The sequence below is a fragment of the Paenibacillus thalictri genome (assembly GCF_004307995.1).
In the GTDB taxonomy this organism is placed as follows: Bacteria; Bacillota; Bacilli; order Paenibacillales; family NBRC-103111; genus Paenibacillus_AF; species Paenibacillus_AF thalictri.
This window is the reverse complement of record NZ_SIRE01000011.1, coordinates 223,850-249,653: the sequence shown is the minus strand read 5'-3', so window position 1 is coordinate 249,653 and position 25,804 is coordinate 223,850. Positions and strand designations below refer to the sequence as shown.

Sequence of the window (25,804 nt, the reverse complement as noted above, 5' to 3'; positions counted from 1 at the left end):
ACATGTCAACTAACGAAATGCTGGCCGTTATGGTAGATAAAGAACGCGTCATTCAAGTACGCTCCACCGGAATTCCGGCCTGCGGCCCTCAAGAGGTGCTCGTGCGCGTCCGTTGCATCGGCGTATGCGCAACCGACCTGCATCTGTACCAAGGTTTGCAAAATCACCGCGTCACCTTCCCGATCATTCCGGGACACGAATGGTCCGGAGAAGTGGCCGCCGTCGGCGAAGGCGTCACTGCATTCAGCCCCGGCCAGCGGGTTGTCGGCGAGGTGACAATCCCCTGCGGCAAATGCGCCACCTGCCGCAAAGGCAACTACAACATTTGCCCGCAGCGTGCGGAGAACGGCGTGTTTGGGCGCAACGGCGCCGCCGCCGAATATATCGTCGTGCCGGATTACACGCTTCATACTTTCTCCAGCGACTTACCGTTTGAGGAAGCCTGTTTGATCGAACCAACCGCCGTGGCGTACCGCAGCGTGGAAAAAGTGCGGGTATCCCCCTCCGACCATGTGCTTGTGATCGGGGCGGGTCCGATCGGTCTGCTCGCCGTCGGCACGGCTAAGGCGTTTGGCGCAAGCTCCGTCACCTTGGTCGATTTCCGGCAAAACCGCCTGGATGTCGGCAAGAAGCTGGGCGCGGACCACACCATCAACTTGTCTTCCGACAATTATTTGGAAAAAGCGCTGGAAGCGACCGAAGGTACGTTGTTTAATGTCATCCTCGAAGCTTCCGGCAGCCATTCGGCTTTTGAAAGCTTGTTTGATCTCACAGCGCCGGGCGCCAGAATATGTCTGATCGGCATTTTCGACCGCAAATCGGAAATCGACGCCAATGCGATTGTGCGCAAGGACTTGGAAATATACGGTTCGGTCTCCAGCCCGAATGTATGGAAACAAGCCATTAAAATGGTCGAGCAGCGCAAAATTCCCGTCCGCGACATCATTACACACGAATACGGGCTTCACGATTTTGAAACTTCTCTGCTGCAAATGGAAAACCGCGATCCGCATATTATTAAAGCGATCGTCAGACCAACGCCGGACGGCGGAGTATGACCATATGGACTTATATGAAGTAAAACTTTCGTTTCCCGCCGAACGGTTACCCGATGTGGAAGGTACGGTGAGGCGTATCGTATTGGAAGCTCCCGCCATTCGGCGGCTGCCGCAAGGCGCTTCCGTCGCCATTACGGCGGGAAGCCGGGGAATCGCCCATCTGCCGGACATGTTGCGGGCCATCGTCGCCGCCTTGCGCTCCTTTTCGCTGGAGCCCTTCGTTGTTCCGGCGATGGGCAGCCACGGGGGCGCTACCGCCGAGGGGCAGACCCAAGTGCTGCGCCATCTTGGCATTACGGAGCAGTCCGTCGGCGCCCCGATCCGTTCGTCCATGGACGTAACGCTGCTCGGGCGTACGCCGGGACCGCTACCGCTGCCGGTGTATATGGACAGCGAAGCGTGCTCGGCGGACGGCATTATCGTCGTCAACCGGATTAAAGCGCATACCGCTTTTCGCGGCCGGATCGAAAGCGGGCTGAGCAAAATGATCGCGATCGGCCTCGGTAAGATCACCGGCGCTTCGTTTATCCACGGCGCAGGCGTACAGAACATGGCTGAGCACATCGAGGCCATCTCGTTGTATGCACTGCAGCATGCGCCCATCGCGCTTGGCGTGGCGATCCTTGAGGACGGCAGCGACGATACCGCCGATGTGGTCGGCGTGCAGCCGGAAGCGTGGCATGCCAAGGAAGCGGAGCTGCTGCTGCGCTCCAAAGCGATGATGCCGCGGCTGCCGGCGGACGACCTCGATCTGCTGATCGTCGAGCAGATGGGCAAAACGTTCAGCGGCTCCGGCATGGACCCAAACATCATCGGCCGCTGGCGGATTGCCGGCATGCCGGAGCCCGCCGCGCCCAACGTGCGGCGGCTCGCCGTGCTGGATCTGGCCGACAGCTCCGGGGGCAACGCCCAAGGCGTCGGGCTTGCCGATTTCACGACGAAAGCGCTCACAAGCAAGATCGATACCGCCGCCACCTACACCAGCACGATTACGAGCACGTTTTTGCAGCGGGCGATGCTGCCGATGGCTTTTGACACGGAACAAGAAACGATCGAAGCCGCTTTAAGAAGCTTGGGGCCGGAACGCAGCGCTGCGGCGTTGAAGCTGATCCAAATTCCGAATACGCTGCATCTTGAGAGGATGCTTGTGTCCGCTTCCGTGCTTGAGGAGATGGAACGTCGTGGCGTGGTGTGCAAAGTGACAGGCCACACCCGTCTGTCGTTTGATGGTACCGGCCGGCTCACGTCGAGAATTACCGTATAACGTTAAGAAAAGCCGCTATACAATTTTTTTCACTCCATTAGATTAGAGGAAGCGTGCCAATTCCCTAAACCGCACAGTAAGGAGGCAGTCATGAGCAAAGAGCCGTTCGCCGCAGACAGCGAAACCAAAACCGCGCTTGTTCTCGATCCGCGCGATAACGTCGCCGTCGCCTTAACCGCGCTGCATCAGGGCGACCGCTGCACGGTCAGGTATCCGGAGGATCGCCATGAAAAAATCACGGCGGTAGAAACGATTGCATTCGGCCATAAAATCGCCCTGCGCGATTTTCAAGAGCATGAGCCCGTATTGAAATACGGGGAAGAAATCGGCAAAATGTCCGCCCCGCTCCGCAAAGGCGGCTGGGTGCACAACCACAATATGTACTGCGAAAGAGGGCTTAAATAAATGTCGATGCCGGACACATTTATGGGCTATTACCGCAAGGACGGCTCGGTGGGCGTGCGCAACCTGATCGCGATCATCCCTTCCGTCTTCTGCTCGGCCAAAGTCGCCGAACGTATCGCTTACCAAGTGCCGGGTTCGATTTATTTCCGTCATCCCGTCGGCTGCAGCCAGGTGGGCGAAGATTTGGAGGTTACGGCCAAAACGCTGATCCAAATCGGCCGCAATCCGAATTTCGCCGGCGTCGTTGTTGTTGGTCTCGGCTGCGAGCGCTTTTCGCCTTACGAGCTCGCCGACGGCATTGCCCCGACGCAAAAGATGCTGGCCACGGTGGTGATCCAGCAGGAAGGCGATTCGCTGGCCGCCATCCAGCAAGGTACGAAATACGCGCGCGAAATGCAGCAGATCGCCTCCAGCCAAACACGCGAGGCAGCGCCGGTCAGCCATTTGACGATCGGCCTTAACTGCGGCGGCTCCGATATGACTTCGGGGCTAATTGCCAATCCGGCTCTGGGCATCGCTTCGGATAAACTTGTCGCCCGCGGCGGCTCGTCCATCCTCAGTGAAATAACCGAGCTGATCGGCACCGAAGACATTTTGGCGCGCCGCGCCGCAAACGATACCGTCGCCGCGGAAATTCGCGGCATTATCGCCCGCACGGAGGAGAAGCTGCGCCGCCAGACGCAGCAGTCGAGCAACGCCAGCCGTACCCATCTCATCTCCAAAGGCAATTATGACGGCGGATTGTCCAGCGTTGTCGAGAAATCGCTTGGCAGCATGAAAAAATCCGGCAGCGCCCCGTTCAGCGGAACCGTGCAATACGGCATGACGCCGACGGCCAAAGGGCTGCTGCTGCTCGATTCCCCCGGTCACGACGGGGAAGTATCGACCGGCCAAGTGGCGGCGGGTGCGCAAATCATCTTGTTTCCGACCGGCCGGGGAACACCTACCGGATTTCCGGGGGTCCCTGTCATCAAAATTACCGGCAATCCGACTACATATACCAAGATGAAAGAAAATATCGACATTAACGCAGGCCGCGTATTGACCGGCGAATCAAGCCTGCAAGCGATGGGCGAAGACATATACCGGGAAATCGTCGACGTCGCTTCCGGCAAAATGACCAAGTCCGAGCTGCTTGGACATGACGAGCAATTTTGCGTCACCCGCCTGCCATAGGAGCCGGTCCGGCGGGAATAAAGCGGCAAATATGTATTTATGACCGGCGATCGCGGGACACGCTCCGGCGTTCCGCCGCCTGCCGCCTGTGAGAGCCGATAAAACAACCCTTTGGAGGTTCGCGAACATGACCAAAGCTGTTACATCATATGGAGACCGCGGCTTCAGCCAATTTTTGCGCAGAGCCTTTAACCGTCATCTCGGATATAGCGAGGAAGATTTCGACAAGCCGATCATCGGCATCTGCAATACGTTCAGCGAAGTCAACCGCTGCCACTCCCACCTCGGCCCGCTGATCGAAGCGATCAAACGCGGCGTTGTGATGGCCGGCGGCGTACCGCTCGAGTTTCCCACCATTTCGCTAGGCGAAATCAACACCAGCCCGACCACGATGCTGTACCGCAACCTGGCGGCCATGGATACGGAAGAAATGATCCGCGCCCAGCCGATTGACGGCGTCGTCTTGCTCGGCGGCTGCGACAAAGTGACCCCGGCGCAGCTGATGGGAGCCGCCAGCGCGGATATTCCCGCCATTATGTTTACCGGCGGGCCGATGGCCAACGGCGAATACGAAGGCCGCACGCTCGGCGCCTGCTCCGACTGCCGGTATTTTTGGCAGGAATACCGCGGCGGCAGCGTAAGCGAAGCGGAGCTGGTCAAAATCAACGAAGCGTTAGCCCCTACCGCCGGACATTGCATGGTCATGGGCAGCGCCAGCACGATGGCGGTCTGCTCCGAAGCGCTTGGCTTGATGCTGCCGGGAGCGGCGGCTATTCCCGCAACCCACAACAAACGGATGGCCGCCGCGCAGGAAACCGGCAAATGTATTGTGGAAGCGGTCAAGCTGAAGCTCACCCCTTCCAAAATTTTGACCCGGAACAGCTTCGAAAATGCGATCCGCCTACTGATGGCGGTCGGCGGCTCCTCCAATGCGGTCATTCACTTGATCGCGATTGCCGGCCGGCTGGGCATTGAGCTGCCGCTTGGCTTATTCGACGAATTAAGCCGGACGACCCCATTTTTGGCCAACTTACGACCGGCCGGGAAATACCAGATGGAAGACTTGTACCGTGCAGGCGGCGCCCCTGCCGTGCTCAAGGAGCTATCTCCCCTGCTGCATCTCGGCGAAATGACGATTACCGGCGAAACGTTGGGCGAATGGCTGAAAGATGTGACGATTTCCGAGACATACCGCGACATCGTCCGCCCTTACGATAACCCGCTGCATCCGGAAGGCGGTATCGCCGTGCTACACGGCAATTTGGCGCCGCGCGGCGCCGTGATCAAAACAAAAGCAGCCTCCAAATCACTGCTGAAGCACCGCGGCAAAGCGGTTGTTTTTACTTCGGTGGAGGATCTGGAAACGCGTATTAACGACCCGCTGCTCGAAGTATCGCCGGAAGACATCCTCGTGCTGCAAAACGCCGGTCCGATTGGCGCGCCGGGCATGCCGGAGGTCGGCATGCTGCCGATACCGGAGAAGCTGCTGAAGCAAGGCGTACGCGATATGGTGCGCATCTCCGACGCGCGGATGAGCGGCACCGCTTTTGGCACCGTCGTTTTGCACGTTACGCCGGAAGCGGCGGTCGGCGGTGTCATCGCGCTGGTGCGTACCGGCGACGAAATCGAGCTGGACGTGGAGCAGCGGCGGCTGCAGCTGCTCGTACCCGTCGAGGAACTGGCCAGACGGCAAAACGAATGGTCCCCTCCGGTCATTCAAGGCAGAGGTTATACGCGGCTGTACCGGGAGCATGTGCTGCAGGCCGACGAAGGCTGCGACTTCGATTTCCTGCTTCCCGAAGAAACGGATAAATAATCGCCATATTTTCCAACACACGCAAATTCCGAGTGCGCGTCCCGGCGTCGCATGGTGGCGGTCGAACCCCACGCTGTGCATGATGCTGCGGCGTTTCGGCCTCATTTGCCGCCAAGTTTCTGGCGCCGCATCCCGCACCCGACGCCGGATTGCGCAACCAATCACACCATTTACATGCTCAGATTTTTTTCCGGCAGCGGAAAGATCTGAGCTTGTTTGGCGCGGCGCCGGAAGAAGTTGCGCAAATGCAAATTCCCTATTATGGGAAGCGCACAATTCGAGTTCAGGCACCTGCGTCTGCCAAAAACCAGAATCCGGCAGGGACTTTTATTCCGCACGCCCACCGCATTAAAAAAGAGACTATACCGCGCGGGTAGAGTCTCTTACGATCAATTCCGGTTCGTACATATAGGAGGCTTGCGCCGGCTGCTTGCCTTCGATCATGTCCATCAGCCATTCCGCCGCCAATCGGCCGAGCTCCGCTTTCGGATGCGTCAGCGTCGTCAGCTTCACCTCGGTTGCGGTGGCCAGCGAGGAATCGTCGAAGCCGACAACCGACAGCTGCTCGGGTACGCTTAAGCCGAGCTGCCGGGCCGCCTCGAGCAGCTTGACGGCAAGCTCGTCATTGTAGCATACGAAAGCCGAAGGCCTCGCTCCCGTCTCCTGCTGCAGCAACCGCAGCGCCGCCTCATATGGCCTTGTTTCCTTTTCTCCGGTCGTGTAATGTACGACGGAATCCGGCAGCAGCGGCACCTTGCGTTCATGATGGGCCCGCAAAAAACCTTTCAGCCGGTTCACTCCCTGCAGATCGTCCATTTTGAAAAAACCGGCGATATGCCGGTGGCCGAGTTCGATCAAATGCGCAGCCGCCTTATAAGCCCCCGCCTCGTCGTCCACTTTGATCACCGGGCAATTCAGTTCGGTATACCGTTCATTAATCATAATATAAGGAATGTTTTTATAATCCAACGATAAATATAAATCCAAATTCGGATTGCCTTCCGCGCTGCGCGTCGGTTCGATCATAATGCCGCTGAGCGGCTGGCCCAGCATCATCTCCAGGTTTTCCCGCTCCTTCAGCTTGTCGTTGTCCGTGCTGGACAACAGCATCCGGTAACCTCTGCCGCGAAGTGCTGCCTCCGCCCCGCGCACAATATGAGGAAAAATATAATCCGATATGTATGTGGTCACTACACCGATAGTGCGAATTTCTTGATTTTGGCCCGCATAACCGGATACACCCGGCCGGGATACGAAAGTGCCCCTGCCCTGCATGCGCTGCAGCCAGCCTTCCCGTTCCAGCTCGCCAAACGTCTGGCGTACGGTCTGACGGCTCATCTGAAACCGCTCGGCGATTTCATGCTCCGTTGGCATCTGATCGCCTTCCTTCAGCTGCCCCACTTCAAACCATCCCAGTATTTCCTGCTTTAACTGCAAATATTTCGGCACCGCTTTGTGCTGCGACATGACTCCTACTGCTCCTTAAACCAATCTGGTGACTCAAACACGTATTCACCATTATACCATTACCGGAAGTTGTATGTACATATTTTCAGAAAATGAGTCGGCCCTGTTTATGCCCTGCCAGGCTAACCGATTTCATCCTCTTCAAACACGGCGGCTTCCCGGAAGCTGATATGCTGCCGCAGCTTATTTGCTGTCGCACGGTTGATTTCGCCTTTTTCGAAAAGAGCCTGCACGGCGTCCCGTTCCGCTTGAATGGCGGCGGTATGGAGCTCTTTCTTTTGCTCACAGTAGCATTCGTCTTCGGTTTGATTGGGTGCCGGCATCCGGCACAACCTTTCGATAATCGTGCTATAATAAGCGATCAGATTCAAAGCCGCGGCTTCGTTTTCTTTAGTCATATGTTGTCTGAGTTCCGCAATCGCCGCTTCCGAGGTTTTGACCTTCAGTTTCTTCAGTTTTTCTTCGTCGCGTTCCGTAAGTTTTTTCATTTTATTGTCTTTGCCGCCAAACAACGCTCCTTTGATCCGCTTGAGCAGCACACTGAACAAAATTCTCCACACATGAAACCGGTTGGCCAATATCAGCTCCGTCTGATCGAGTGTCTTCTTAAAAAACACGGCCGCCATCGGGCTCAGCTCCCCGCCCGCAATCAGCTCGCGCGCCACCTCCCGCTCCTTATTGAAGGCGATCTGCCGCAGCTCCGCTTCCTTTTCGCGCGATTGAAAATGAGAGCGTTCGCGGTCGGTAGCAACCAGCTGCTGGATCCATCTTTTGTACTCCAGAATAACGGAGTGTGCGGCTGCCTCATTGTCGTCGTTTTGTTCCAGCTTGACCGCTTTGATAGCGGCGTTCATGATCTGAATCTGCACATTGTTTTCCAGCTGCTCTTCTTCCGCTTCATCCATCGTTTCCTTCTCTTTGGTCAGCAGCGGCAGCAGCACGCTCGCCAAAATAAGCGAGATGAGAATGACCCCGGCCGCCACAAAAATGATCAGATTGCGTTCCGGAAACGGACTGCCGTCCTCCAGAAACAGCGGAATGGAGAATGCGCCCGCCAGCGTTACCGCACCGCGCACCCCGGAAAGCGAGGTCAGCACGATCGATTTAATCCCCGGCGATTCGCCACCTTTGTATTGGTAAAATCTGGTGTACAGCGAAATCCACAAAAACCGCAAAACGATCAGCAGCACGTAGATGATGACTATGTACCCAAGCGATTGATAATTGCTGTAGTGGGGATCTCGAAAGATGACGCTGGACACGGCGGGAATTTGCAACCCCAATATGACAAACACAAGACCGTTCAGCACAAAGAGGATCACCGACCACGTATTGGCCGACACCATCTGCAGTTTGATCATCGTGGATTGCGAATTATCCTGCTCGACGGCATGCACGATGCCTCCCGCAACCGCCGCCAAAATGCCGGACATGCCGAATTCCTCAGCGACCAGATACAGCAGAAACGGAGTAATGATCTGAATGATCATATGTACGGTAACATCTTCCATCCCGAACCGCCGCAGCAGCATCCGCAGCCAAATCATCATCATCGACATGACAACGCCGATCACGACCCCGCCGATGGATATGATAAAAAAACTGACCGTCGCTTGAGGCAAGGAGAATACGCCGGTTAAGGCCGCGGCGATAGCAAATTTAAAAGCGACAAGACCCGAAGCGTCGTTCATCAGCGCTTCCCCTTCAAGCAAATGGAGAATGCGCTTGGGCAAATTAATGCGTCCCGCCAGCGAACCGACGGCAACCGCATCGGTCGGCGATAAGATGGCAGCAAGGCCAAACGCCGCTGCAAGCGGGATCGTCGGAATAAGCCAATGAATGGCGTAACCCGCGACCAGCACGGTGATAAACACAAGCCCTACGGCGAGCAGCAAGATCGGCGCGCGCAAATTCCACAACTCGTCGCGTGGAGTCCGCTTACCGTCATTAAACAAAAGCGGAGCAATAAACAGCACAAAAAACAGCTCCGGTTCGAGCGGCAGGTGAATACCCGAAGGCATCTGGGCGACAATAACGCCTAACGCGATCTGGATTAACGGAACAGGCACAAACGGAATGACCCGGTTGATGATGTTTGATACGCCCAGCAGCGCCAGCAGTATTAAAATGACTAAGAACGTCTCCATTCAAGCTGATCTCCTCACCAAAATGATCTTTTTTCATTATGCTCCAATTCGCAAAAAGTCATTAGTTGTTTCTGGATGCTGCGGATGGTTTACCCATGGGGCGCAAAATATTACTTATACGAAATATATTCTATTAAACTATTTTGCAAGCTGCAAGAAATAATTACAAGTTGACAATCGTAGGGCCATGAAAATGCAAAAAAAGCGCCAAAGCTGTCGGACCGCCTCAACGGTCTTAAGCTTTGGCGCATCGGTTACCGTGCGCTTATTGGGTTTCCAGCAAGTGTACCGTATTGCCGAAATGCCCGTTCATCTGCTCCAAGGCACCCGCCGCCTGCTCTGCGGTAATCCCCATCTTGAGCATCAGAATCGCAATCCGGGCGTCGCCATTTGCCTCTTGGCTATAAGCGGCAGCCGTCGCTTCATCGGCGCCCGTCGCTTCCATGACGATTTTCACTACACGTTTGCGCAGCTTGGCATTGGTCGCCTGAACGTTAACCATCAAATTGCCGTATACTTTGCCAAGCTGGATCATCGTTGCCGTCGACATCATGTTCAGCACCATCTTGGTGGCCGTGCCCGCCTTCAGCCGGGTGGAGCCGGTGACGATCTCCGGGCCTACCGGAACTTCGATCGCATAATCGGAAGCCGCGCTGATCGGCGTATTGGTATTGCAGCTGAGTCCCACCGTGATCGCGCCGATTCGTTTGGCTTCCGCCAATGCGCCCAGCACATATGGCGTCGTGCCGCTGGAGGCGATCCCGACCAGCACGTCCTTCGCCGTAATGACGGCGGTAATATCGCGCCGGCCTGCTTCCGGATCGTCCTCTGCATTTTCGATCGAACGCGTAATGGCCGCCGATCCTCCGGCGATGATGCCGACCACAAGTTCCGGGGCGACGCCATACGTAGGCGGACATTCGGAAGCGTCCAGTATGCCCAACCGGCCGCTCGTTCCAGCGCCGATATAAAACAACCGGCCGCCCTGCTTTACAGCAGCCGCGATAGCTTCGACCGCCGCGGATATTTGCGGAAGCGCCGACTCCACGGCAAGCGCAACCGATTTATCTTCCTTGTTCATTAACGCCACGATATCGTAAATGGGTAATGTATCGATATGCAAAGAAGTCTCATTTCTCTGTTCTGTAATTGTTATATCGGCATTGAATTGCCCCATATCAGTTCCTCCCAACCGTCATTCCAAGCATCCCGCCAATTCATCCAACGTACAGATGACATGGGTCGGGATATAACTTTCCGATAATGGATCTATATTCGCCGCCGGATCTTCAGATACCAGCTTTTTCCGGAGCAGCGGCGCAAAGTCCGCATGGGTAGAGCGTTCCCGCGGAGTTAGCGCCCGCAGCGCTTCCGGCAGCTGCCGGTATATGAAAATCGAAGGCACATTGGTCTTATTGGCCATATACACGTCATGATCGAGCCGGTCGCCCACATGTGCGACAATTTCGCCGCTCTTCCGCAGTCCGTCGAAAATTTGTTCATTCGGCTTGCCGCAGCCCGCCAGCTCCGGCGTAACAATTTCTTCAAACCATTCGCTGATGCCCAGTTCTTTCATGACCGGATATTGATATTTATAAAAGCCGTTTGTCACCGTAGCCAGCGAATAACCTTGCACTTTCAGCTGTTTGAGCACCGGAATGACCGCTTCCTCGAGCAAATAAATTTTCGGAGCCGCCGAATGCTTGAGCACGAGCTGCTCGACATCGATGGCAAGCTCCAGCTTCAACTCGCCGATCAGCTCGCGCACCATTTCGTCCCAGTCATAAGCTTCGACCGTGCGGTTTTCCTTCATCCTCCGTTCATGCTCGCGGACAAGCGCTTCCGTCGATTTGTACGGCTGCTTCAGCTGCTGCGAAATCAGCTCCTCCACTTCGGGAAACACCCATTTGCCAAACGGATTTTGCATCAAGGTACCGTCGAGGTCAAACGTAATCCATTTTTTCATTATTTGATCGCTCCTGACGTCATGCCTTCGATAAACTGCTTGGAGGCGAATAAAAACGCTAAAATCATCGGCAGCGACGACAAGGTCAAACCGCAGAACAGCAAATTCCATTCCGTATCGTTTTCGCCAAACAAGGTCAGCATCCCCAGCGGAATCGTGCCGAGCTCCGAGCTTTTAATAAATATAAGCGGATAAAAGAAGTCATTCCATACTTTGATCAAATCGACGATGCATACGGTAGCAATCGCCGGACGCATCAGCGGCAGCACGATTTTGTAATAAACCTGAAAGTCGTTGCAGCCGTCGATCCGCGCGCTTTGGTCCAAGTCTTTGGGCAAGGTGCGGAAAAATCCGAAGAAGACAAATACCGCAAACGAGATATGCCCCGCCACATAGACGATAATGAGCGCGTTCAGCGTATTGACCAGACCCAACTTCAGCATCATCATGTACAGCGGCGAAATCGCCAGTTTCATCGGCAGCATTAGGCCGAGCATAAAGAAGAACAGCAAAGCGCCGTTCCAGCGGAACGCATACCGCGCTAAGTAAAACGCAGCCATCGATGAAACAAGTACGATCAACGCAACGGAAATGATGCTGACATACAAGCTGTTCAGGAAATAGTCGGCAAAATGCACCTTATTCCATACTTTTACGTAATTTTCGAACGAGAAGCTGGTCGGCAGCCCGAGCGGGGACGCCATGATTTCCAGCTTGGATTTAAAGGAAGATGCGATCATCAGAAATACGGGATAAATGGAAACAAATGCAAAGAGCGATAAAATCACGTATTTGATCGTTTGTTGCAACCGCAGCACCATGGATGACCTCCATTCATATTATTTGCGTCGTAAGAGGCATCTCTAGCCTTAATGTTCGATCTGCTTGCGCTGGAAGAAGAACATCGAGATGGCGGTCGCCGCGGAAATAATGACAAGCAGAACGACTGCAAGCGCAGAACCGATGCCGATCGAGTCGCCGCCGCTGACGGAGCCAAATGCCAACCGGTAAAAATAAAGACCTAACACATCCGTCGAGAAATACGGTCCGCCGGATGAACCTTGCATCGCATATATGAGTTCAAACGTTTCAAACGAGCTGATAAACGTTAAAATCGTCATAATCATGATGGACGGCATCGCCAGAGGGATCGTAATCCTGGTTACCATCTTCAGCCCCGAAGCGCCGTCGATTCGGGCAGCCTCGTATACTTCTGCGGAAATGGCCTGAAGGCCGACAAGGAAGATCAGTACGGCAAATCCGAATCCGTACCAGCTGTTGACAACGATGATCGTATACAAAGCGGTTTTCGGGTCGCCAAGCCATGGCTTAGCAAGCGATTCCAGCCCGATAAAACCTAGAAATGTGTTCAAAGCGCCGTACGTCGGGTTCAAAATCAAGCTGAACAAAAAACCGACAACGATGACCGAAAGCAGTTTAGGAATAAAAAAGACGGTTTTGAAAAACTCTTTTCCTTTAATCTTGCTGTTGATCAGCATGGCCAATAAAAATGCGACGGCCAGCTCGCACACAATCATCCCGACGAAAAAGATTACGTTGTGCCCAAGCGCCCGCGTAAACATTTCTTTAAACGGCGACTCGGTGAACAAACGGATAAAGTTTTGCAGTCCGATAAAATGATCTCTCGTGAGTCCCTTCCACGAATACAAGCTGTTGAGCAGCGCTTGAAATATCGGGAATATCATAAAGCCTACATAAAAAATAAGAGAAGGAAGCAGGAACAGATGCACCAGATGCTTCGTATAGTTCTTCTTTTTAATTACGGCCGGTTTGGTCCCATTCATAAGTTGCTCCTTTAAGAAAGCGTTCAAAACATGGCTCTGAACACCTCTTTATCTTATTAAGAAGATTAGCTTGCTCCCGGTTTGCCTGACCAGTATCTCCGCGACTTGCTGTGCTCCTTGGCCAGCTTATGTTCCGCCAGCAGCACGATTTCCACGGCCCCCCGGGAATCCGGAGAATGAATCATGCAGCCGTCGCCGATATAAATGCCGACATGATGAAATTTTCCTTTTCCCTCGTCTCTTGCGAAAAAAAGCAGGTCGCCGCGTTCAAGCCGGTCTTCGGAAACATCCTCTCCGTACAGCACCTGCTCGGATACATCGCGTGGAATCAGAATCCCTTGCGACTTATGCATATGATGGGCAAATCCCGAGCAATCGAAACCATAAGACGACATCCCGCTCCATAAGTAAGGCAATCCGACAAACTGCCGCGCGGCGTCAACGATACGTTCTCCCGTTTGCGCGTCAACAGACGGGCAAGACGACGCCAAGCGAATGTCTTGGGCGGGCAGTGTTCCTGCACCAAGCGGCGTGGCAACCTGCACCCGGTCCGCTTCCCGGCCGATGTAGGGAAGCCGAGTCATAAAGCTCAACTCCAGCTCCGGCTGACCGTCTAAGGTGAGAACAGCCCGCGGAGAAACGATTTCAACCCATTCGGCTGCGCTGCTTCCCTCGCTGAAATAACTCGAAGGCGGCTCGGCAAGCTGGCGTTTTGGCACCCATCCCGGGTAACCAAGCGGACTTTTTGCCGTCTTCTGATCGGGAACGCACACTTGCGCGAAATCCCCGCTCTCCCCGGTTACAATTACCTCTGCGCCAAACAATACTTGGGTCTGCAGCCGGTTGGCATCGCACAAATCCAGCTTGTCGGTAATAGTTAATGACATTAACCATTTGGGTAAACGAACCGGATTTTGCAGCGCCGGCTCATCCAGCGCCCTGGGAGATTCCGGCGTTGTCCACACACCCGCTACAGAAACAGCGACTAGCATTTTCTTTTGTCCGCTCATCTCTTACGCCTCCGTCCGATTGAAACCCGCAACATCGGTAATACCGAGACCCGGAAGATCCGGGAACGTAATGACAGGCCCTTCATAGCGGATTCCGCCCATAACGGGGTCTTGCTTCATCATCAGCGGAGTATCCAAATCGATCCGCGTCACGTTTCGTTTACTTGCCGCAAAATGAGCCGCCGCCGTCGCGGCGATCCGCGACTCCATCATACAACCAACCATACATTCGATGCCAAATTCCTCCGCCATCTGATTGATAAGCTGGGCTTTGTAAATCCCGCCTGACTTCATCAGCTTAATATTAATCATATCCGCGGCGCGACATTTAATGACATGAAATGCTTGTGCGGGGCTAAATACGCTTTCATCGGCCATTACCGGCGTATCCACATGATCGGTCACCATCTTCAAACCTTCGATATCCGGCGCTTTGACAGGCTGCTCCACAAGCTCGATGTCCAATCCCATATCTTCCATCTGCCGGATGGAGCGAATCGCTTCTTTAGGCTGCCAGCCTTGATTAGCGTCAACTCTAATCTTGATATCGCTGCCGACAAGATTGCGAATATGGCGGATACGTTCGATGTCGGTGCCGATGGAATCTTTCCCGACCTTGATTTTCAGCGTGCGAAAACCCGAACGAACATATTGAACGGCGTCTTCTCCCATCTCTTCCGGAGCGTTCACGCTAACCGTGAAATCCGTTTCCAAGCTTTCCTTATCTCCACCCAAAAAACGGTATAGCGGCAATCCGCAGCTTTGGCTAAGCAAATCGTACAGCGCCATGTCGACCGCCGCTTTGGCGCTGGTGCAGCCAACCATCGCCTGATGTACCGATTGCAGCAGCCGCTCGTACGTATGTACGCTTCTGCCAAGCAGCAGCGGCGCAAACGTATGGACAATCGCGGCTTCGATGCTTTGCAAGCTGTCACCGGTGATGACGACCGTGGGCGGGGCTTCGCCCCACCCTGCCCGGCCGTCCGCCGTACCGATCCGCACGACCACGGATTCGGCTACGGTTACGGTGCGCAGTGCCGTTTTAAAAGGCTTGGTTAAAGGGATGGCTTGGCGGAATACGTCCACGCTGCATACTTCCATCGCAACCGCCTCCCTAATCAACATTATTTTGCCGGTTTAAACCATTTTTCAAGGGAAGTTTGCGTATTTTCCGCTACCTTCTCAGGGGTCAGCTGACCGACAAACATGCCTTGCATCGAATCTTCAAACGTCGATTTTGTGGTCGGCGTGCCTTGGCTGAAGTTCGTGAGCAGCAGGTAAGGCGTGCTGTTCTTTTCGCTCAGCTCAGCCATTCTTTTCAGCAGCGGATGCTTTGGCGTTACGCCTTTAACCGGGCTTACGCGGGACAACTCATCGCTGAATGCTTGGGCAAATTTGCTGGAAGCGATATATTCGATGAACTTCTGGGCTTCCGCTTGGTGCTTCGAGCTTTTGGCAATCGCATACGAGCCGTCAACCCATGTGGTGATCAAAGCCGGATCGCCTTTTTTCGCGGCAAATCCCGGAATAAAGTCAACCTCGAACGGCAGCTTGTTCGCTTCGAACGTTTCCAGACGGTGGCTGCCGTTAATATACATCGCCGCTTTGCTTGTGAAGAACAGCGCTTGCGCGTCTTTGTCTTCGATCGCTACAAAATCTTTAGGGAAATAAGGCTCAAGCTGCTTCATACGGTTGATCGAATCGACAAACTTCGGATCTTTGAAATTCGTAGCGCCGCTTGTAACCGACTTCACAAAATCGTTGCCGCCGTATGCCGTTGGCGCGATTGCCGTATGCGTCATGGAAAGCAGGTAGGAAGCTTTACCGGATTGCGCGATCGGAATAATGTTTTTCGACTTCAGCGTTTCGCATACTTTCAAGAACTCTTCCCACGTTTCGGGAACTTGAAGACCGTTGTCTTGGAACACCTTTTTATTGTAAAAAATAACTGCGTTGTTGAGCATGAATGGAATGCCGTATACTTTGTTGTCGCTGCCGCGAGCGGCATCCAAATAACTTGCAGGAATGTTCTCGATGCCCTTCACATTGTCGACCGCCGTCAAGTAATTCGCGTCGGCGAGCGCTTTCGCGCCATCATAAGGACGAAGCTGCAAAATATCGACATCCGTGCCGGATTGCAGCGCGTTGCTGAGAATCGTATTGTATTCGGTCGATTTTAACGGTTTGAACTCCACTTGGATGTTCGGGTTGTCCTTTTGGAATACGTCGATCAGTTTAGCATAACCGTCCTTGTCTTCAGGTCTCCAGCTGTACATAGTCAGCTTAACCTTCTCGCCGCTTGGCTTAGCAGCCACTTCGCCGCCGCTTGCGCCTTGCTTGTTATCGGCTGGAGCCGGCGTACTTCCGCCTCCGCATGCACTGACGATAGCGCTTAACAAAACAAGCATCGAACCGAAATACAATTTACTTTTTTTCCCCATGATATGGTGCCCCCCATAAGTAGTTTAAAGTGCCTGATCAAATTATATTAAACATTATGTCATTTTGTAAAGGTTTTTAAGAAATTTTATTTCATTCCATCAAATCCCCCTATGAGGGGACCTGGCGCTGCGCGAATGTTGTCAAGATCAGAAGCCGATGGACCCCGGTATAGTCACGGGAATCGTCACGGGAGTGATCAAGTTTCTTTTATGCGTCGTGCCCCGTTCTGGACATAAAACCCATCCGGATGGTTAACGGACTGAGTGAGGCTGTCGATTCGTTGTGCATCACTCAACCATTGTGCATCCACCACTTGGAGCAGACCCTAACGTTGAAGAAGCCACCCTCTCTAACGGACATGTGCGCAGCTATGTAAACCAAATCTGAGGTTTGCTCAATGGGACGGACGCCAGCGCTCTTATTTGGCCTACTATCACGGTTTCCCCGACTTTTCTGGGCCAATAAAGTCGCACCTGTCCGTTAAAAATGATAATCTCGTTTTTTTTGCCACATAAAGGCGCCGGTGTCCGTTAGCATTGGAGCATGACTTTCGCATGCCTAAGACCAACCATAGCGACGAGGATGTCCGTTACAGACAGCTTGCCAAAGATCAATTTTAATCAAGTTGTACCGGTATCGCTTCATTTGCTGCGTTCAGGCATTTTCCGGTTTACTCCAATTAATTCGATATGATGGCGCTAATGCGGTTAATACGCGATCTGAATACCAGCCATTTATCGCAGTCTGACAATATGTGCGCTGCAACCTGGACCCGCCATTCGGAGGAGGTCGTCTGTGCCCCGGGCCCACGCTTTTGCGTGCCGCGCTATTAGCTTCGCTTAAGTCTTGGCACACCAACGCCCTACAATCGGCGAGATGACGCACCAGCGTCTCTGTGCCCCGGCCCGCGCTTTTGGCGTGCCGTGTTATTCGCTTCGCTTAAGTCTTGGCACACCGGCGCTCACTGTCAGACAAATACGCCTGCTACCATCCGTTTATTTTTTCCTTAGTATAGTTAAATTATTTCTATCCAAAAGAAAACCAGCAGTCTGCGAACAAACTGCTGGTTTTCTTTATTTATTCTGTTGAACGATCCGAATGCTCGGATGTTTGGCCGGGTCCAGCGTGGCGATCAGCCGAACAAGGTTGTCGTAAGACATCGCGACACATCCTTGCGTCGGGCTGTTTTCATTTTTCCATTGATGGATGAAAATTGCGCTTCCTTTGCCCGGAACGACAGGCTGCTCGTTGTATTGGACAATTACGGCGTGGGGGTACAGCGGATTGGCCAAAAGTTCAAACGACTTCCACCTGGTATAAGGATCGCCCGTATAATGCACCCACCGGTTGTAATCGTCCGATGTCGGATCGTCGACCCAATAATCGTCTTCTCCTACTAACCGATACGGCAGTTTAATACCCGCAGGCGGAGGTTTGGTTCCGAAAGCGGGCCCGAGAGCGTATTGTCCCGAAGGCGTTTTGCCGTCACCTTCCGCTTTGTCGTCTCCGCTGGCTGCAAGACCGCTTCTGCCGATCACGACAGGTATCGCCGCCAGCGTTTGCCGCCATTTCCCTTCCTCAAGCTCCACCACTTGCAAAGTACCGTGAAACGATGGGGCCTCGGGTACCTCCACAAGTACCAACTGAGTGCTTGCCGGTTGCTTCTCTTCCATCCGCGGCCCCTCCTGTCCTCAAGAAAATCAGGCCTGCTTTTGCCGTACCAGTCCAAAATAACAAACGATAGCGCCAAGATCGGTCAGAGCGATCACGATCCCCATCGGCACTGCCGTATGACTGCCGCCAATGCCAACTAACGGCGCGACGATGGAACCGAAAATAAACGGAATCAGTCCAAGCACCGCAGCCGCGCTGCCGGCTTGATGCGCCTGCTTCTCCATCGCTAACGAAAAGCAAGTCGTCGAAACGACGCCCACACTGGATACGACAAAAAACAGCGGGATCAGTACGGACAGCAGCGGGCCGCCTAACAGGATCATCACAAGCAGGACAAGCGCGGATATAGCGGCTGCCCATAGCCCGATTTTCAGCAGCTTCGTTTCGCCCAGCCGTTCGGTTAATCTGCCGGTGACTTGAGCGGAAGCAATAATGCCGATGGCATTAACCGCAAAAACCAGACTGTAGCCTTGCGGAGAAACGCCGTAAATATCCTGGATTACGAACGGCGAGCCGGATATATAAGCGAACATCGCCGCCATCACAAGCCCTTGAGCCCAAGAATAGCCCATAAAAGCCCGGTCCTTAAACAAGCCGAAATACGTGACCAAAGTATGCTTCAAATCGCCTTTGCTGCGTTTGCTTGCGGGAAGGGTTTCGTTCATGCCGGCGAGGACGGCCAGCAGCATGACGACGCCAAGTCCCATAAGCACCAGAAAAATGCCCCGCCAATCGACAAATTGAATCAATTGACCGCCCACCACCGGCGCCGCGATAGGAGCTACACCGTTGATCAGCATCAGCAGCGAGAAAAACTTGGTCAGTTCCGAACCCGAATACATATCCCGCACGATTGCCCGCGAGATAACCAGCCCGGCGGCTCCGCCAACACCTTGAATAAACCGGAAAATCACCAGCATCCAAATGGACGGAGCCATCGCGCAAAACAAGGAAGCCAGCATATAAACGACAAGCGCAATCATCAGCGGTTTTTTTCGGCCGCGGGCATCGCTGATCGGTCCGGCCACGATTTGGCCCAAGGCGAGCCCCAGCAAGCAAGCCGTTAAGCTGAGCTGTGTTAGCGACGCAGTCGTCTGCAATTGGGTAGTCAATCCCGGCAGTGCCGGCAGGTACATATCAATGGTGAGCGGACCGAATCCGGTTAAAGCCCCCAATATAAACGCCATTCTGAGTCGATTCGGCTGCACGGCTGCACGAGCTTGTTTATCAATTGAAATTTGCATATCTCGCAGCCTTCTTTCATTCATCATGTAGATTTGGTTGATGCAACTGCCACAGGTACATCACCGATCATAAGTTCCTATTGTATCAAGCACACCCGCATTTGTCGATTGCAGCAAATTGCCAAAATCGCGAAACGCAAGAAGATAACCGGTGTGGATAGATGGAATAATTGCGGTTTACGGCCGGATAACAATTTTCAGCGTACTGTTTTTTTCGTGAATCGCTTTCTCAAATGCGGCTGCCGTTTCGTCCAGACTCATGTAGTCGGTAATGATCGGCTCCAGATCGATCGAGTCGCCGGAGAGCAGCTCCACGCCGGTCGGATATGTATTGTGATACCGGAACACGCCGTACATATCTATTTCATTATCGACAATATAAGGAATGCTCAGCGCCGTTTCGTTCTGCGGAGGCAGCCCGACCAGCACGACCCGCCCGCCGCGGCGTACGGACGCCAGAGCATTTTGCGCCGCCCTCCCGTTGCCGGCCGTTTCGATCGCAAGATCGGCTTTCCGGCCTCCCGTGATGCGCTCGATCGCCTGCACGGCATCTTCGTCGCGCAAATTCACTGTATGCGTAGCGCCCATAAGCAGCGCCTTCTCCAGCCGGAACGATTCCATGTCGACACCGATGATCCGCTGCGCGCCCGCCGCTTTGGCCGCTGCGATGGCAAGCATGCCGATCGGCCCCATGCCCATAATGACCACCGTTTCTCCGGGCTGCAGTTTGCCCCTGCGGACAGCGTGCAATCCGACGGAGAAAGGTTCTATCAGCGCCGCTCTTTCGTAAGACATATGATCCGGAATCGGATAAAGAAAATCCGCACGGATCGCGATATACTCGCAGAAAGCGCCGTCATGAGGCGGCGTTGCCAAAAACCTGACTTCCGGGCATAAGTTATAACGGCCCGATTTGCAATGCTCGCAGCGTCCGCAGGTAACTCCGGGTTCGATCGTCACCCGCTGCCCTACGTTCAGATGGCGTACTCCGCTCCCCAGCGCTACGATCTCTCCGGCAGCCTCGTGTCCGAGAATGATCGGTTTTTCCACCACATACGGACCAATTTTGCCATGCTCGTAATAGTGCACATCCGAGCCGCATAAACCGACGGCTTTGACACGAATAAGCGCTTCATCAGCGGCAGGAGCCGGAATGTCCATCTCTTGGATTTCGATTTGTTTCAAATTGACAAGTACCGCCGCTTTCATCTTACCGTTCATTCCCCATCACTCCCGTTGAGTATTATGTGTATCCTTGGATTATTATACCTTTTTTGATCCGCCTAAGGGAACAAGCGCATTCATATTGCCCTCCCTCGCTCTTTCGGATAAAGTAAGGTTAAGCTCATTTTATACTTTGTAAGGAGAACCTACATGGCTTATAACCGCAAGCTTATGACCGACCAGGATTTTCAGGAGGCGTTGGAGCGGCAGACGAAGATCCGCGTGTTTCAAGACGATCATGTCGTTGATTCCGGCGGAGCGATCATCCGCTTTGACGACGAGGTCGTCGTCATCCAATCCGGAGTCAGCGAAATCAGCTATTTAAAGAGATTGCATTGCGAATTTTTCGCTGCACATTTCCCGGGCAAGCGCAAAATTTGAGCATTTCTCCAATTTTGCAACATCCCGTCAGCAGACTGACGCAAAAAAGGGCCGATTCTCTACAAATAGAGACAGGCCCTTTGTTTTATCGGCAAATATCGTTGATTTCGGCTGTGCGGGAATAGTCTTAAGTATCTAAGATGATCGCGGTGAAATTAAGGACCTACATCGTGTTTTCCATGTCATCCAGACTACCCGTCGCAAGCGATTCCTCTGCTTTTCGCAGTGTATGTGCTATTTCCCAGCTGGAGAACCGGTCTTCCCACACAATGTGGCACCGGCCCAAGTGAATTTCCAGTATGACGCCAAGCGCACCGTCCAGAATCACTTTATCTCCGACCTTGAGCACCTGGGATCACCCCAGTCGAAAGACGATCCCGTGACCGCCCTTCGGGTATTCCCATTTAATATTTTGGTGGGGACATCCGATACGGCAGCTGCCGCATTCGTGACAACCCTCATAACCTACGTGCATCCGGATGTCCTCCCATTTGTACACCTCTGCCGGGCAAAAAATAGTGCATATTTTATCGGGGCATTGCGTCAGGCAAGTATCGGAGTTAAGCACGGTCAGATGAGATTTCGTATCCGCATTAAAGCGCAGCAGGTACTGTTTTTCCTCGATGCTTTGACCTTTCGGCTGATCGCTCATCACTTCATCACCCTCCAAGCCTGATACATATCCTTAAGCATGCTAAATTTCTTGCGGGCCGGGCCGAGGTCGCGCCATATCCCCTTCTGCTTCTCTCGTTTGGAGCTGCCATCGACGGTTAGAAACCGGCTTGCCGCGCGGTTCATGAGCGGGATATATTCATCGAAATATTGCGGAAATTTATCAAAATGATGTGTGGAATCTTTGTACTTCTCCAAATCCTTGCCGACAAAACTGTCCATCAGCCTTGTTTTGTAGTAGCTAAGCGTCCGTTCCGTAAAATCGCCCAATTGTTTGGCCAGCACAATCGTCTCGGCGGCGAGCCGGCCTGAGGTCATCGCCATGTTGGAGCCTTCGCGGTGAATTGCGTTAACCAGCTGAGCCGCATCGCCTACGACAAGCACGCCGTCGCCGACTACCTTCGGCATCGAATAATAGCCGCCTTCCGGGATCAGGTGAGCGAGGTATTCCTGCGGTTCTCCGCCCTGCAGCAGCGGTTTGACCATCGGGTGTTTTTTCACATACTCCAGCAGCTCGTAAGGTTTGATTTTATGCTTGATGAGACCGGACAGCAGCGTGCCGACGCCGATGCTCAGCGTATCTTTGTTGGTATAGAGAAACCCGGTGCCGAGGATGCCCTTGGTCGCATCGCCAAACAACTCGATCGTGCAGCCCTGATCTCCTTCCAGGCCAAACCGGTCTTCGATGATCTTGCGGTCCAGCTTTAAGATCTCCATCGTCGCCAGCGCCACTTCGTCCGGCCTGAATTCCTTGTGGAACCCCAGCGATTTGGCGAGCAGCGAGTTAACTCCGTCAGCCAAAACGACAACGTCGGCGTAAATATCCCCATCCGGCCGGTCCGTTCGGACCCCGACGACACGGCCGTTTTCCACGATACACTCAAGCGCCACCGTTTCATTGATTAGCAGCGCGCCTTGATCGACCGCTTTTTGGGCAAACCATTGATCGAATTTGGCGCGCAGCACCGTAAAGTTGTTATAGGGCTCCTGCGCCCATTCCAGCCCTTTATATCCGACGGTTACCGCCGATTCCTTATCGAGCATCATAAACCGCTGTTCGATGATATGGCGCTCCAGCGGGGCTTCCTTATAAAACCCGGGGATCACATCCTCCATCATCTTACGATACAGGACGCCGCCCATCACATTTTTGGAGCCGGGGTATTCCCCCCGTTCCAGCAGCAGCACCTGGAGTCCGGCCTTGGCCAGCTCATACGCGCAGGCAATTCCCGCGGGACCGGCGCCTACGACTATACTGTCAAACTTTTCCGACATGCTCGTCCTCCTTTCTGAGCGCTTGTTTCAACTCAGCGATCAGCATGGGTACAATTTCAAATGCATCTCCGACAATTCCGTAATGGCAGTTCTGGAAGATGGCAGCGGCCGGATCTTTGTTGATGGCGATAATCAGTCCCGAATTTTGCATCCCTACAATATGCTGGATCGCCCCGGAAATGCCGATGGCAAAATAAATTTTCGGCGTCACCGTCACTCCAGTCTGTCCGACCTGGTGGTGATGCCCGATCCAGCCTGCCTCCACGACGTCCCGGCTAGCGCCGACAGCCGCCCCCATGACATCCGCGAGCTGATGAATCAGCTCGAAGCCGGCCGCGCTGCCAAGCCCTTTTCCCCCGGCGACAATAATGTCCGCCTCGTCGATTTTTACTTTTTTGGCCGTTTCCCGCACGATCTCCAGCACTTTGGTGCGCACTTCGTCCTCCTGCAGCGGGATCGATTCTTCCACAACTACGCCCGTACGCCCCGGTTCGGGTGTCAGCGCTTTCATCACCTTGGGACGCACCGTCGCCATTTGCGGGCGGTATTTCTTACAAAGAATCGTCGCCATAATGTTGCCGCCAAACGCCGGCCGGCTGGCGAGCAGCAGCCCCGTATCTTCTTCGACGTCCAGCATCGTTGTGTCCGCGGTTAAGCCGGTCGGCAGATCGGTCGCTACGGCGCTCGCCAAATCTTTACCGGTTGTTGTGGCGCCAAACAAGATGATTTCCGGCTTGTATTTATGCGTGCAGGCAAATAACGCTTTCATAAACGTTTCCGTACGGTAATGCCTGTATATCGGAGCGTCGTAAACGTACACCTGATCCGCGCCGTATTCAAAAGCCGTTCCGGCCAGTTGCCGCACTCCCTCTCCAATTATGACGCCGGCAAGCTCGGTGTGCCGTTTGTCTGCAAGCTGCCGCCCCGCTCCAAGCAGTTCCAACGATACTGGGGCGATTTGGCCGTCTCGAACCTCCAGGAATACCCAGACGCCGTGGTAATCTTCAAAACTCACGTCAATCCCTCCCCGGTTTGAAACAGCTGTTTCTTCTCCATCACGACGGCGAGCAGCGCGGCGATCTGCTCCGACGAGCTCCCTGCCAGCATTTGGCCGCCTTGCGGTTTGGCCGGAGCCCAGACGGAAGAGACAATCGTCGGCGAACCTTTCAGTCCAAGCTGAGTGCGGTCCACATCCTCCAATTCGTTGACCGACCAAATATGCGGCTGGTACCGGGCCGCCTTAATCACATTAGGCAGCGGCGAGTAAGGAACCTCGTTGATCTCCTTCTCCACGGATAACAAACATGGCAGCGTGGACTGAATCACCTCGTGCCCATCCTCCAATTTGCGGTGCACGATAATGTAGCCTTCATCCCGGTTGACTTCGGCAACTTTTTTGACCGAGGTCAGCGGCGGGATATCCAGCCTGCGGGCAATGCCGGGACCGACTTGTCCGGTATCCCCGTCAATCGTCATTTTGCCGCAAATAATCAAGTCGACCGGTAAAATCTTGGAGATTTTCTCCAACGCTTTCGTTAATGCGTAACTTGTAGCCAGCGTATCGGCGCCCGCAAACGCCCTGTCGGAAATCATGTACCCTTCGTCCGCTCCGATTTCCACGCACTTTCGAATCGCCTTTACCGCCGGCGGCGGTCCCATCGTCAGCACGGAAACCGTGCCTCCGTAACGTTTCTTGAGCCTCACCGCCTCCTCCACCGCATGGGCGTCATACGGATTCAGAATGGCCGGAGCGCTGGCGCGGTCCATCGTATTCGTCTTCGGGTTCATCTTGATGATCTTCGTATCCGGCACTTGTTTGATACAAGCAACAATATGAAGCATCCTCAGCACCTCTTTGCCGCAAACGCGAATATAGTTCGATCGCTCTATTATATTAATGCCGCAACTAGATCATGACACCGATCTGACCAAGCCGCAGAAAACAAGATCCAACTTGCGCAATCGGTAAGAAATGAGCACCACAGCAAGGTGTTATCATGTAAGGAAAGAAGATATGTTTCAAAGGAGGCATGCAAAATGACAACTCATATTGGCGGACCGGAGAGGGAAAGCGATCTTCCCAAGGGGCCCGCGATGCCGCAAGTCGTAACTCCTGCCGAATGGCAAGCGGCCCGCGAAAAGCTGCTCGTCAAAGAAAAAGAACTGACACGCGCATTGGATGCACTGGCCGCAGAGCGCCACCGGCTTCCGATGGTGCAATTCGGTCAAGATTACGTTTTTGAGGGTCCGCAGGGGACTGCCGGCCTGCTTGATCTTTTTGACGGGCGGCGCCAGCTTATCGTGTATCACTTCATGATGGCGCCAGGGTCCGAGCATCGCTGCCCAGGCTGCTCGTCGTTTGTAGACAACATCGGGCATCTCGCCCATCTGCACGCCCGCGATACTACATTTGTATTGGTTTCTCCCGCACCGTTTTCGCAAATTGAACCTTTCAAGCGGCGAATGGGCTGGACCGTGCCATGGTTCTCGTCTAACGGCAACACGTTTAATAATGACTGCGGCTCCGGAGGCGGATTTGGTCTGAGTGTCTTTCTGCGCGAACGGGATTGCGTCTTCCGGACGTATTTCACGACAAGGCGCGGCGCCGACCGAATCAGAGCCGATTTTAATCTGCTTGATCTGACAGCTTACGGACGACAGGAACATTGGGAGGATTCGCCCGAGGGCTGGCCGCAAACCCCGCCTTACACATGGTGGCGGCTGCATGACGAATATGAAACCTGAGAAAAGTAACGGAGCGGAAGGCGGGTTTATGAA

General features: G+C 53.9%; 24 protein-coding genes. 7 read left to right on the top strand and 17 right to left on the bottom strand.

Annotated elements, in window-relative coordinates; genetic code table 11:
- Positions 1–2 precede the first annotated feature (2 nt).
- The 5 genes from EYB31_RS17140 (at position 3) to EYB31_RS17120 (ending at position 5,719) form a co-directional block, all read left to right on the top strand.
- Positions 3–1,058 carry a zinc-dependent alcohol dehydrogenase gene (locus EYB31_RS17140; RefSeq protein WP_131014586.1) on the top strand — a complete coding sequence of 352 codons (1,056 nt, stop codon included), beginning with the start codon at positions 3–5 and terminating at the stop codon, positions 1,056–1,058.
- Between the two features lie 4 nt (positions 1,059–1,062).
- Entirely contained in the window at positions 1,063–2,322 is a 1,260-nt protein-coding gene (locus tag EYB31_RS17135) for a nickel pincer cofactor-dependent isomerase, group 22 (protein WP_131014585.1), read from the top strand.
- A gap of 90 nt (positions 2,323–2,412) precedes the next feature.
- On the top strand, positions 2,413–2,727 hold the full coding sequence (locus tag EYB31_RS17130) for a UxaA family hydrolase (RefSeq protein ID WP_131014584.1): 315 nt from the start codon (positions 2,413–2,415) through the stop codon (positions 2,725–2,727).
- Positions 2,728–3,903 carry a UxaA family hydrolase gene (locus EYB31_RS17125; RefSeq protein WP_240762513.1) on the top strand — a complete coding sequence of 392 codons (1,176 nt, stop codon included), beginning with the start codon at positions 2,728–2,730 and terminating at the stop codon, positions 3,901–3,903.
- A 127-nt stretch (positions 3,904–4,030) separates the two neighbouring features.
- Positions 4,031–5,719 (top strand): IlvD/Edd family dehydratase, encoded by a 1,689-nt coding sequence (locus EYB31_RS17120; RefSeq protein ID WP_131014583.1) that lies wholly within the window; start codon positions 4,031–4,033, stop codon positions 5,717–5,719.
- Between the two features lie 360 nt (positions 5,720–6,079).
- Here the strand turns inward: EYB31_RS17120 and EYB31_RS17115 are convergent, their stop codons facing one another.
- From EYB31_RS17115 to EYB31_RS17060, 12 genes are all read right to left on the bottom strand, one after another.
- A complete protein-coding gene (locus EYB31_RS17115) occupies positions 6,080–7,186 on the bottom strand; it encodes a GntR family transcriptional regulator (RefSeq protein ID WP_131014582.1) in 1,107 nt (368 codons plus the stop codon).
- Between the two features lie 122 nt (positions 7,187–7,308).
- Positions 7,309–9,333, bottom strand: coding sequence for a Na+/H+ antiporter (locus EYB31_RS17110; RefSeq protein ID WP_131014581.1), 2,025 nt, complete (start codon positions 9,331–9,333; stop codon positions 7,309–7,311).
- A 265-nt stretch (positions 9,334–9,598) separates the two neighbouring features.
- Positions 9,599–10,510, bottom strand: a complete 912-nt coding sequence (murQ, locus tag EYB31_RS17105; protein ID WP_131014580.1) for an N-acetylmuramic acid 6-phosphate etherase — start codon at positions 10,508–10,510, stop codon at positions 9,599–9,601.
- A gap of 18 nt (positions 10,511–10,528) precedes the next feature.
- Positions 10,529–11,299 (bottom strand): HAD family hydrolase, encoded by a 771-nt coding sequence (locus tag EYB31_RS17100; RefSeq protein ID WP_165452456.1) that lies wholly within the window; start codon positions 11,297–11,299, stop codon positions 10,529–10,531.
- Positions 11,299–12,120 carry a carbohydrate ABC transporter permease gene (locus tag EYB31_RS17095; RefSeq protein WP_131014578.1) on the bottom strand — a complete coding sequence of 274 codons (822 nt, stop codon included), beginning with the start codon at positions 12,118–12,120 and terminating at the stop codon, positions 11,299–11,301. The genes EYB31_RS17100 and EYB31_RS17095 overlap by 1 nt, the downstream gene beginning before the upstream one ends.
- A 48-nt stretch (positions 12,121–12,168) precedes the next feature.
- Positions 12,169–13,104, bottom strand: coding sequence for a carbohydrate ABC transporter permease (locus EYB31_RS17090; RefSeq protein WP_131014577.1), 936 nt, complete (start codon positions 13,102–13,104; stop codon positions 12,169–12,171).
- A 65-nt stretch (positions 13,105–13,169) separates the two neighbouring features.
- A complete protein-coding gene (locus EYB31_RS17085) occupies positions 13,170–14,114 on the bottom strand; it encodes a C40 family peptidase (RefSeq protein WP_131014576.1) in 945 nt (314 codons plus the stop codon).
- A gap of 3 nt (positions 14,115–14,117) precedes the next feature.
- Positions 14,118–15,215: a dipeptide epimerase gene (locus EYB31_RS17080; RefSeq protein ID WP_131014575.1), complete on the bottom strand. Its 1,098-nt coding sequence runs from the start codon at positions 15,213–15,215 to the stop codon at positions 14,118–14,120.
- A gap of 23 nt (positions 15,216–15,238) precedes the next feature.
- Entirely contained in the window at positions 15,239–16,555 is a 1,317-nt protein-coding gene (locus tag EYB31_RS17075) for an ABC transporter substrate-binding protein (RefSeq protein WP_131014574.1), read from the bottom strand.
- Positions 16,556–17,629: 1,074 nt separating this feature from the next.
- Entirely contained in the window at positions 17,630–18,229 is a 600-nt protein-coding gene (locus EYB31_RS17070; protein WP_131014573.1) for a L,D-transpeptidase family protein, read from the bottom strand.
- A gap of 27 nt (positions 18,230–18,256) precedes the next feature.
- Complete coding sequence (locus tag EYB31_RS17065; RefSeq protein ID WP_206105461.1) at positions 18,257–19,474, bottom strand: multidrug effflux MFS transporter; 1,218 nt, start codon at positions 19,472–19,474, stop codon at positions 18,257–18,259.
- Between the two features lie 177 nt (positions 19,475–19,651).
- Complete coding sequence (locus EYB31_RS17060) at positions 19,652–20,695, bottom strand: NAD(P)-dependent alcohol dehydrogenase (protein WP_131014572.1); 1,044 nt, start codon at positions 20,693–20,695, stop codon at positions 19,652–19,654.
- 153 nt (positions 20,696–20,848) lie between these two features.
- On the opposite strand from EYB31_RS17060, the gene EYB31_RS17055 reads away from it, so the two are divergent.
- Positions 20,849–21,079: a hypothetical protein gene (locus EYB31_RS17055; protein WP_131014571.1), complete on the top strand. Its 231-nt coding sequence runs from the start codon at positions 20,849–20,851 to the stop codon at positions 21,077–21,079.
- A 163-nt stretch (positions 21,080–21,242) separates the two neighbouring features.
- On the opposite strand, the gene EYB31_RS17050 is transcribed toward EYB31_RS17055, so the two are convergent.
- From EYB31_RS17050 to EYB31_RS17030, 5 genes are read right to left on the bottom strand one after another with little or no spacing between them, the layout of a single operon-like run.
- Positions 21,243–21,428, bottom strand: coding sequence for a hypothetical protein (locus EYB31_RS17050; RefSeq protein ID WP_131014570.1), 186 nt, complete (start codon positions 21,426–21,428; stop codon positions 21,243–21,245).
- A 6-nt stretch (positions 21,429–21,434) separates the two neighbouring features.
- A complete protein-coding gene (locus EYB31_RS17045; protein WP_131014569.1) occupies positions 21,435–21,731 on the bottom strand; it encodes a ferredoxin family protein in 297 nt (98 codons plus the stop codon).
- Positions 21,731–23,026: an FAD-dependent oxidoreductase gene (locus EYB31_RS17040; protein ID WP_131014568.1), complete on the bottom strand. Its 1,296-nt coding sequence runs from the start codon at positions 23,024–23,026 to the stop codon at positions 21,731–21,733. The genes EYB31_RS17045 and EYB31_RS17040 overlap by 1 nt, the downstream gene beginning before the upstream one ends.
- On the bottom strand, positions 23,010–24,041 hold the full coding sequence (locus EYB31_RS17035) for an electron transfer flavoprotein subunit alpha/FixB family protein (protein ID WP_131014567.1): 1,032 nt from the start codon (positions 24,039–24,041) through the stop codon (positions 23,010–23,012). The genes EYB31_RS17040 and EYB31_RS17035 overlap by 17 nt, the downstream gene beginning before the upstream one ends.
- A complete protein-coding gene (locus tag EYB31_RS17030; protein WP_131014566.1) occupies positions 24,038–24,868 on the bottom strand; it encodes an electron transfer flavoprotein subunit beta/FixA family protein in 831 nt (276 codons plus the stop codon). Before EYB31_RS17030 ends, EYB31_RS17035 begins: the two co-directional genes overlap by 4 nt.
- Positions 24,869–25,063: 195 nt before the next feature.
- Between EYB31_RS17030 and EYB31_RS17025 the strand changes: the two genes are divergently transcribed.
- Positions 25,064–25,771 carry a DUF899 domain-containing protein gene (locus tag EYB31_RS17025; protein ID WP_131014565.1) on the top strand — a complete coding sequence of 236 codons (708 nt, stop codon included), beginning with the start codon at positions 25,064–25,066 and terminating at the stop codon, positions 25,769–25,771.
- The last annotated feature ends 33 nt before the right edge of the window (positions 25,772–25,804 follow it).

What these genes read in the sequence shown, in the direction of transcription:
- EYB31_RS17045 (WP_131014569.1), bottom strand. Translation starts at nt 21,731, where the DNA reads ATGAGCGATCAGCCGAAAGGTCAAAGCATCGAGGAAAAACAGTACCTG.
- EYB31_RS17140 (WP_131014586.1), top strand. Translation starts at nt 3, where the DNA reads ATGTCAACTAACGAAATGCTGGCCGTTATGGTAGATAAAGAACGCGTC.
- EYB31_RS17095 (WP_131014578.1), bottom strand. Translation starts at nt 12,120, where the DNA reads ATGGTGCTGCGGTTGCAACAAACGATCAAATACGTGATTTTATCGCTC.
- EYB31_RS17030 (WP_131014566.1), bottom strand. Translation starts at nt 24,868, where the DNA reads ATGCTTCATATTGTTGCTTGTATCAAACAAGTGCCGGATACGAAGATC.
- EYB31_RS17090 (WP_131014577.1), bottom strand. Translation starts at nt 13,104, where the DNA reads ATGAATGGGACCAAACCGGCCGTAATTAAAAAGAAGAACTATACGAAG.
- EYB31_RS17085 (WP_131014576.1), bottom strand. Translation starts at nt 14,114, where the DNA reads ATGAGCGGACAAAAGAAAATGCTAGTCGCTGTTTCTGTAGCGGGTGTG.
- EYB31_RS17125 (WP_240762513.1), top strand. Translation starts at nt 2,728, where the DNA reads ATGTCGATGCCGGACACATTTATGGGCTATTACCGCAAGGACGGCTCG.
- EYB31_RS17080 (WP_131014575.1), bottom strand. Translation starts at nt 15,215, where the DNA reads ATGGAAGTATGCAGCGTGGACGTATTCCGCCAAGCCATCCCTTTAACC.
- EYB31_RS17055 (WP_131014571.1), top strand. Translation starts at nt 20,849, where the DNA reads ATGGCTTATAACCGCAAGCTTATGACCGACCAGGATTTTCAGGAGGCG.
- EYB31_RS17070 (WP_131014573.1), bottom strand. Translation starts at nt 18,229, where the DNA reads ATGGAAGAGAAGCAACCGGCAAGCACTCAGTTGGTACTTGTGGAGGTA.
- EYB31_RS17065 (WP_206105461.1), bottom strand. Translation starts at nt 19,474, where the DNA reads ATGCAAATTTCAATTGATAAACAAGCTCGTGCAGCCGTGCAGCCGAAT.
- EYB31_RS17135 (WP_131014585.1), top strand. Translation starts at nt 1,063, where the DNA reads ATGGACTTATATGAAGTAAAACTTTCGTTTCCCGCCGAACGGTTACCC.
- EYB31_RS17130 (WP_131014584.1), top strand. Translation starts at nt 2,413, where the DNA reads ATGAGCAAAGAGCCGTTCGCCGCAGACAGCGAAACCAAAACCGCGCTT.
- EYB31_RS17115 (WP_131014582.1), bottom strand. Translation starts at nt 7,186, where the DNA reads ATGTCGCAGCACAAAGCGGTGCCGAAATATTTGCAGTTAAAGCAGGAA.
- murQ (WP_131014580.1), bottom strand. Translation starts at nt 10,510, where the DNA reads ATGGGGCAATTCAATGCCGATATAACAATTACAGAACAGAGAAATGAG.
- EYB31_RS17060 (WP_131014572.1), bottom strand. Translation starts at nt 20,695, where the DNA reads ATGAACGGTAAGATGAAAGCGGCGGTACTTGTCAATTTGAAACAAATC.
- EYB31_RS17025 (WP_131014565.1), top strand. Translation starts at nt 25,064, where the DNA reads ATGACAACTCATATTGGCGGACCGGAGAGGGAAAGCGATCTTCCCAAG.
- EYB31_RS17110 (WP_131014581.1), bottom strand. Translation starts at nt 9,333, where the DNA reads ATGGAGACGTTCTTAGTCATTTTAATACTGCTGGCGCTGCTGGGCGTA.
- EYB31_RS17040 (WP_131014568.1), bottom strand. Translation starts at nt 23,026, where the DNA reads ATGTCGGAAAAGTTTGACAGTATAGTCGTAGGCGCCGGTCCCGCGGGA.
- EYB31_RS17100 (WP_165452456.1), bottom strand. Translation starts at nt 11,299, where the DNA reads ATGAAAAAATGGATTACGTTTGACCTCGACGGTACCTTGATGCAAAAT.
- EYB31_RS17120 (WP_131014583.1), top strand. Translation starts at nt 4,031, where the DNA reads ATGACCAAAGCTGTTACATCATATGGAGACCGCGGCTTCAGCCAATTT.
- EYB31_RS17075 (WP_131014574.1), bottom strand. Translation starts at nt 16,555, where the DNA reads ATGGGGAAAAAAAGTAAATTGTATTTCGGTTCGATGCTTGTTTTGTTA.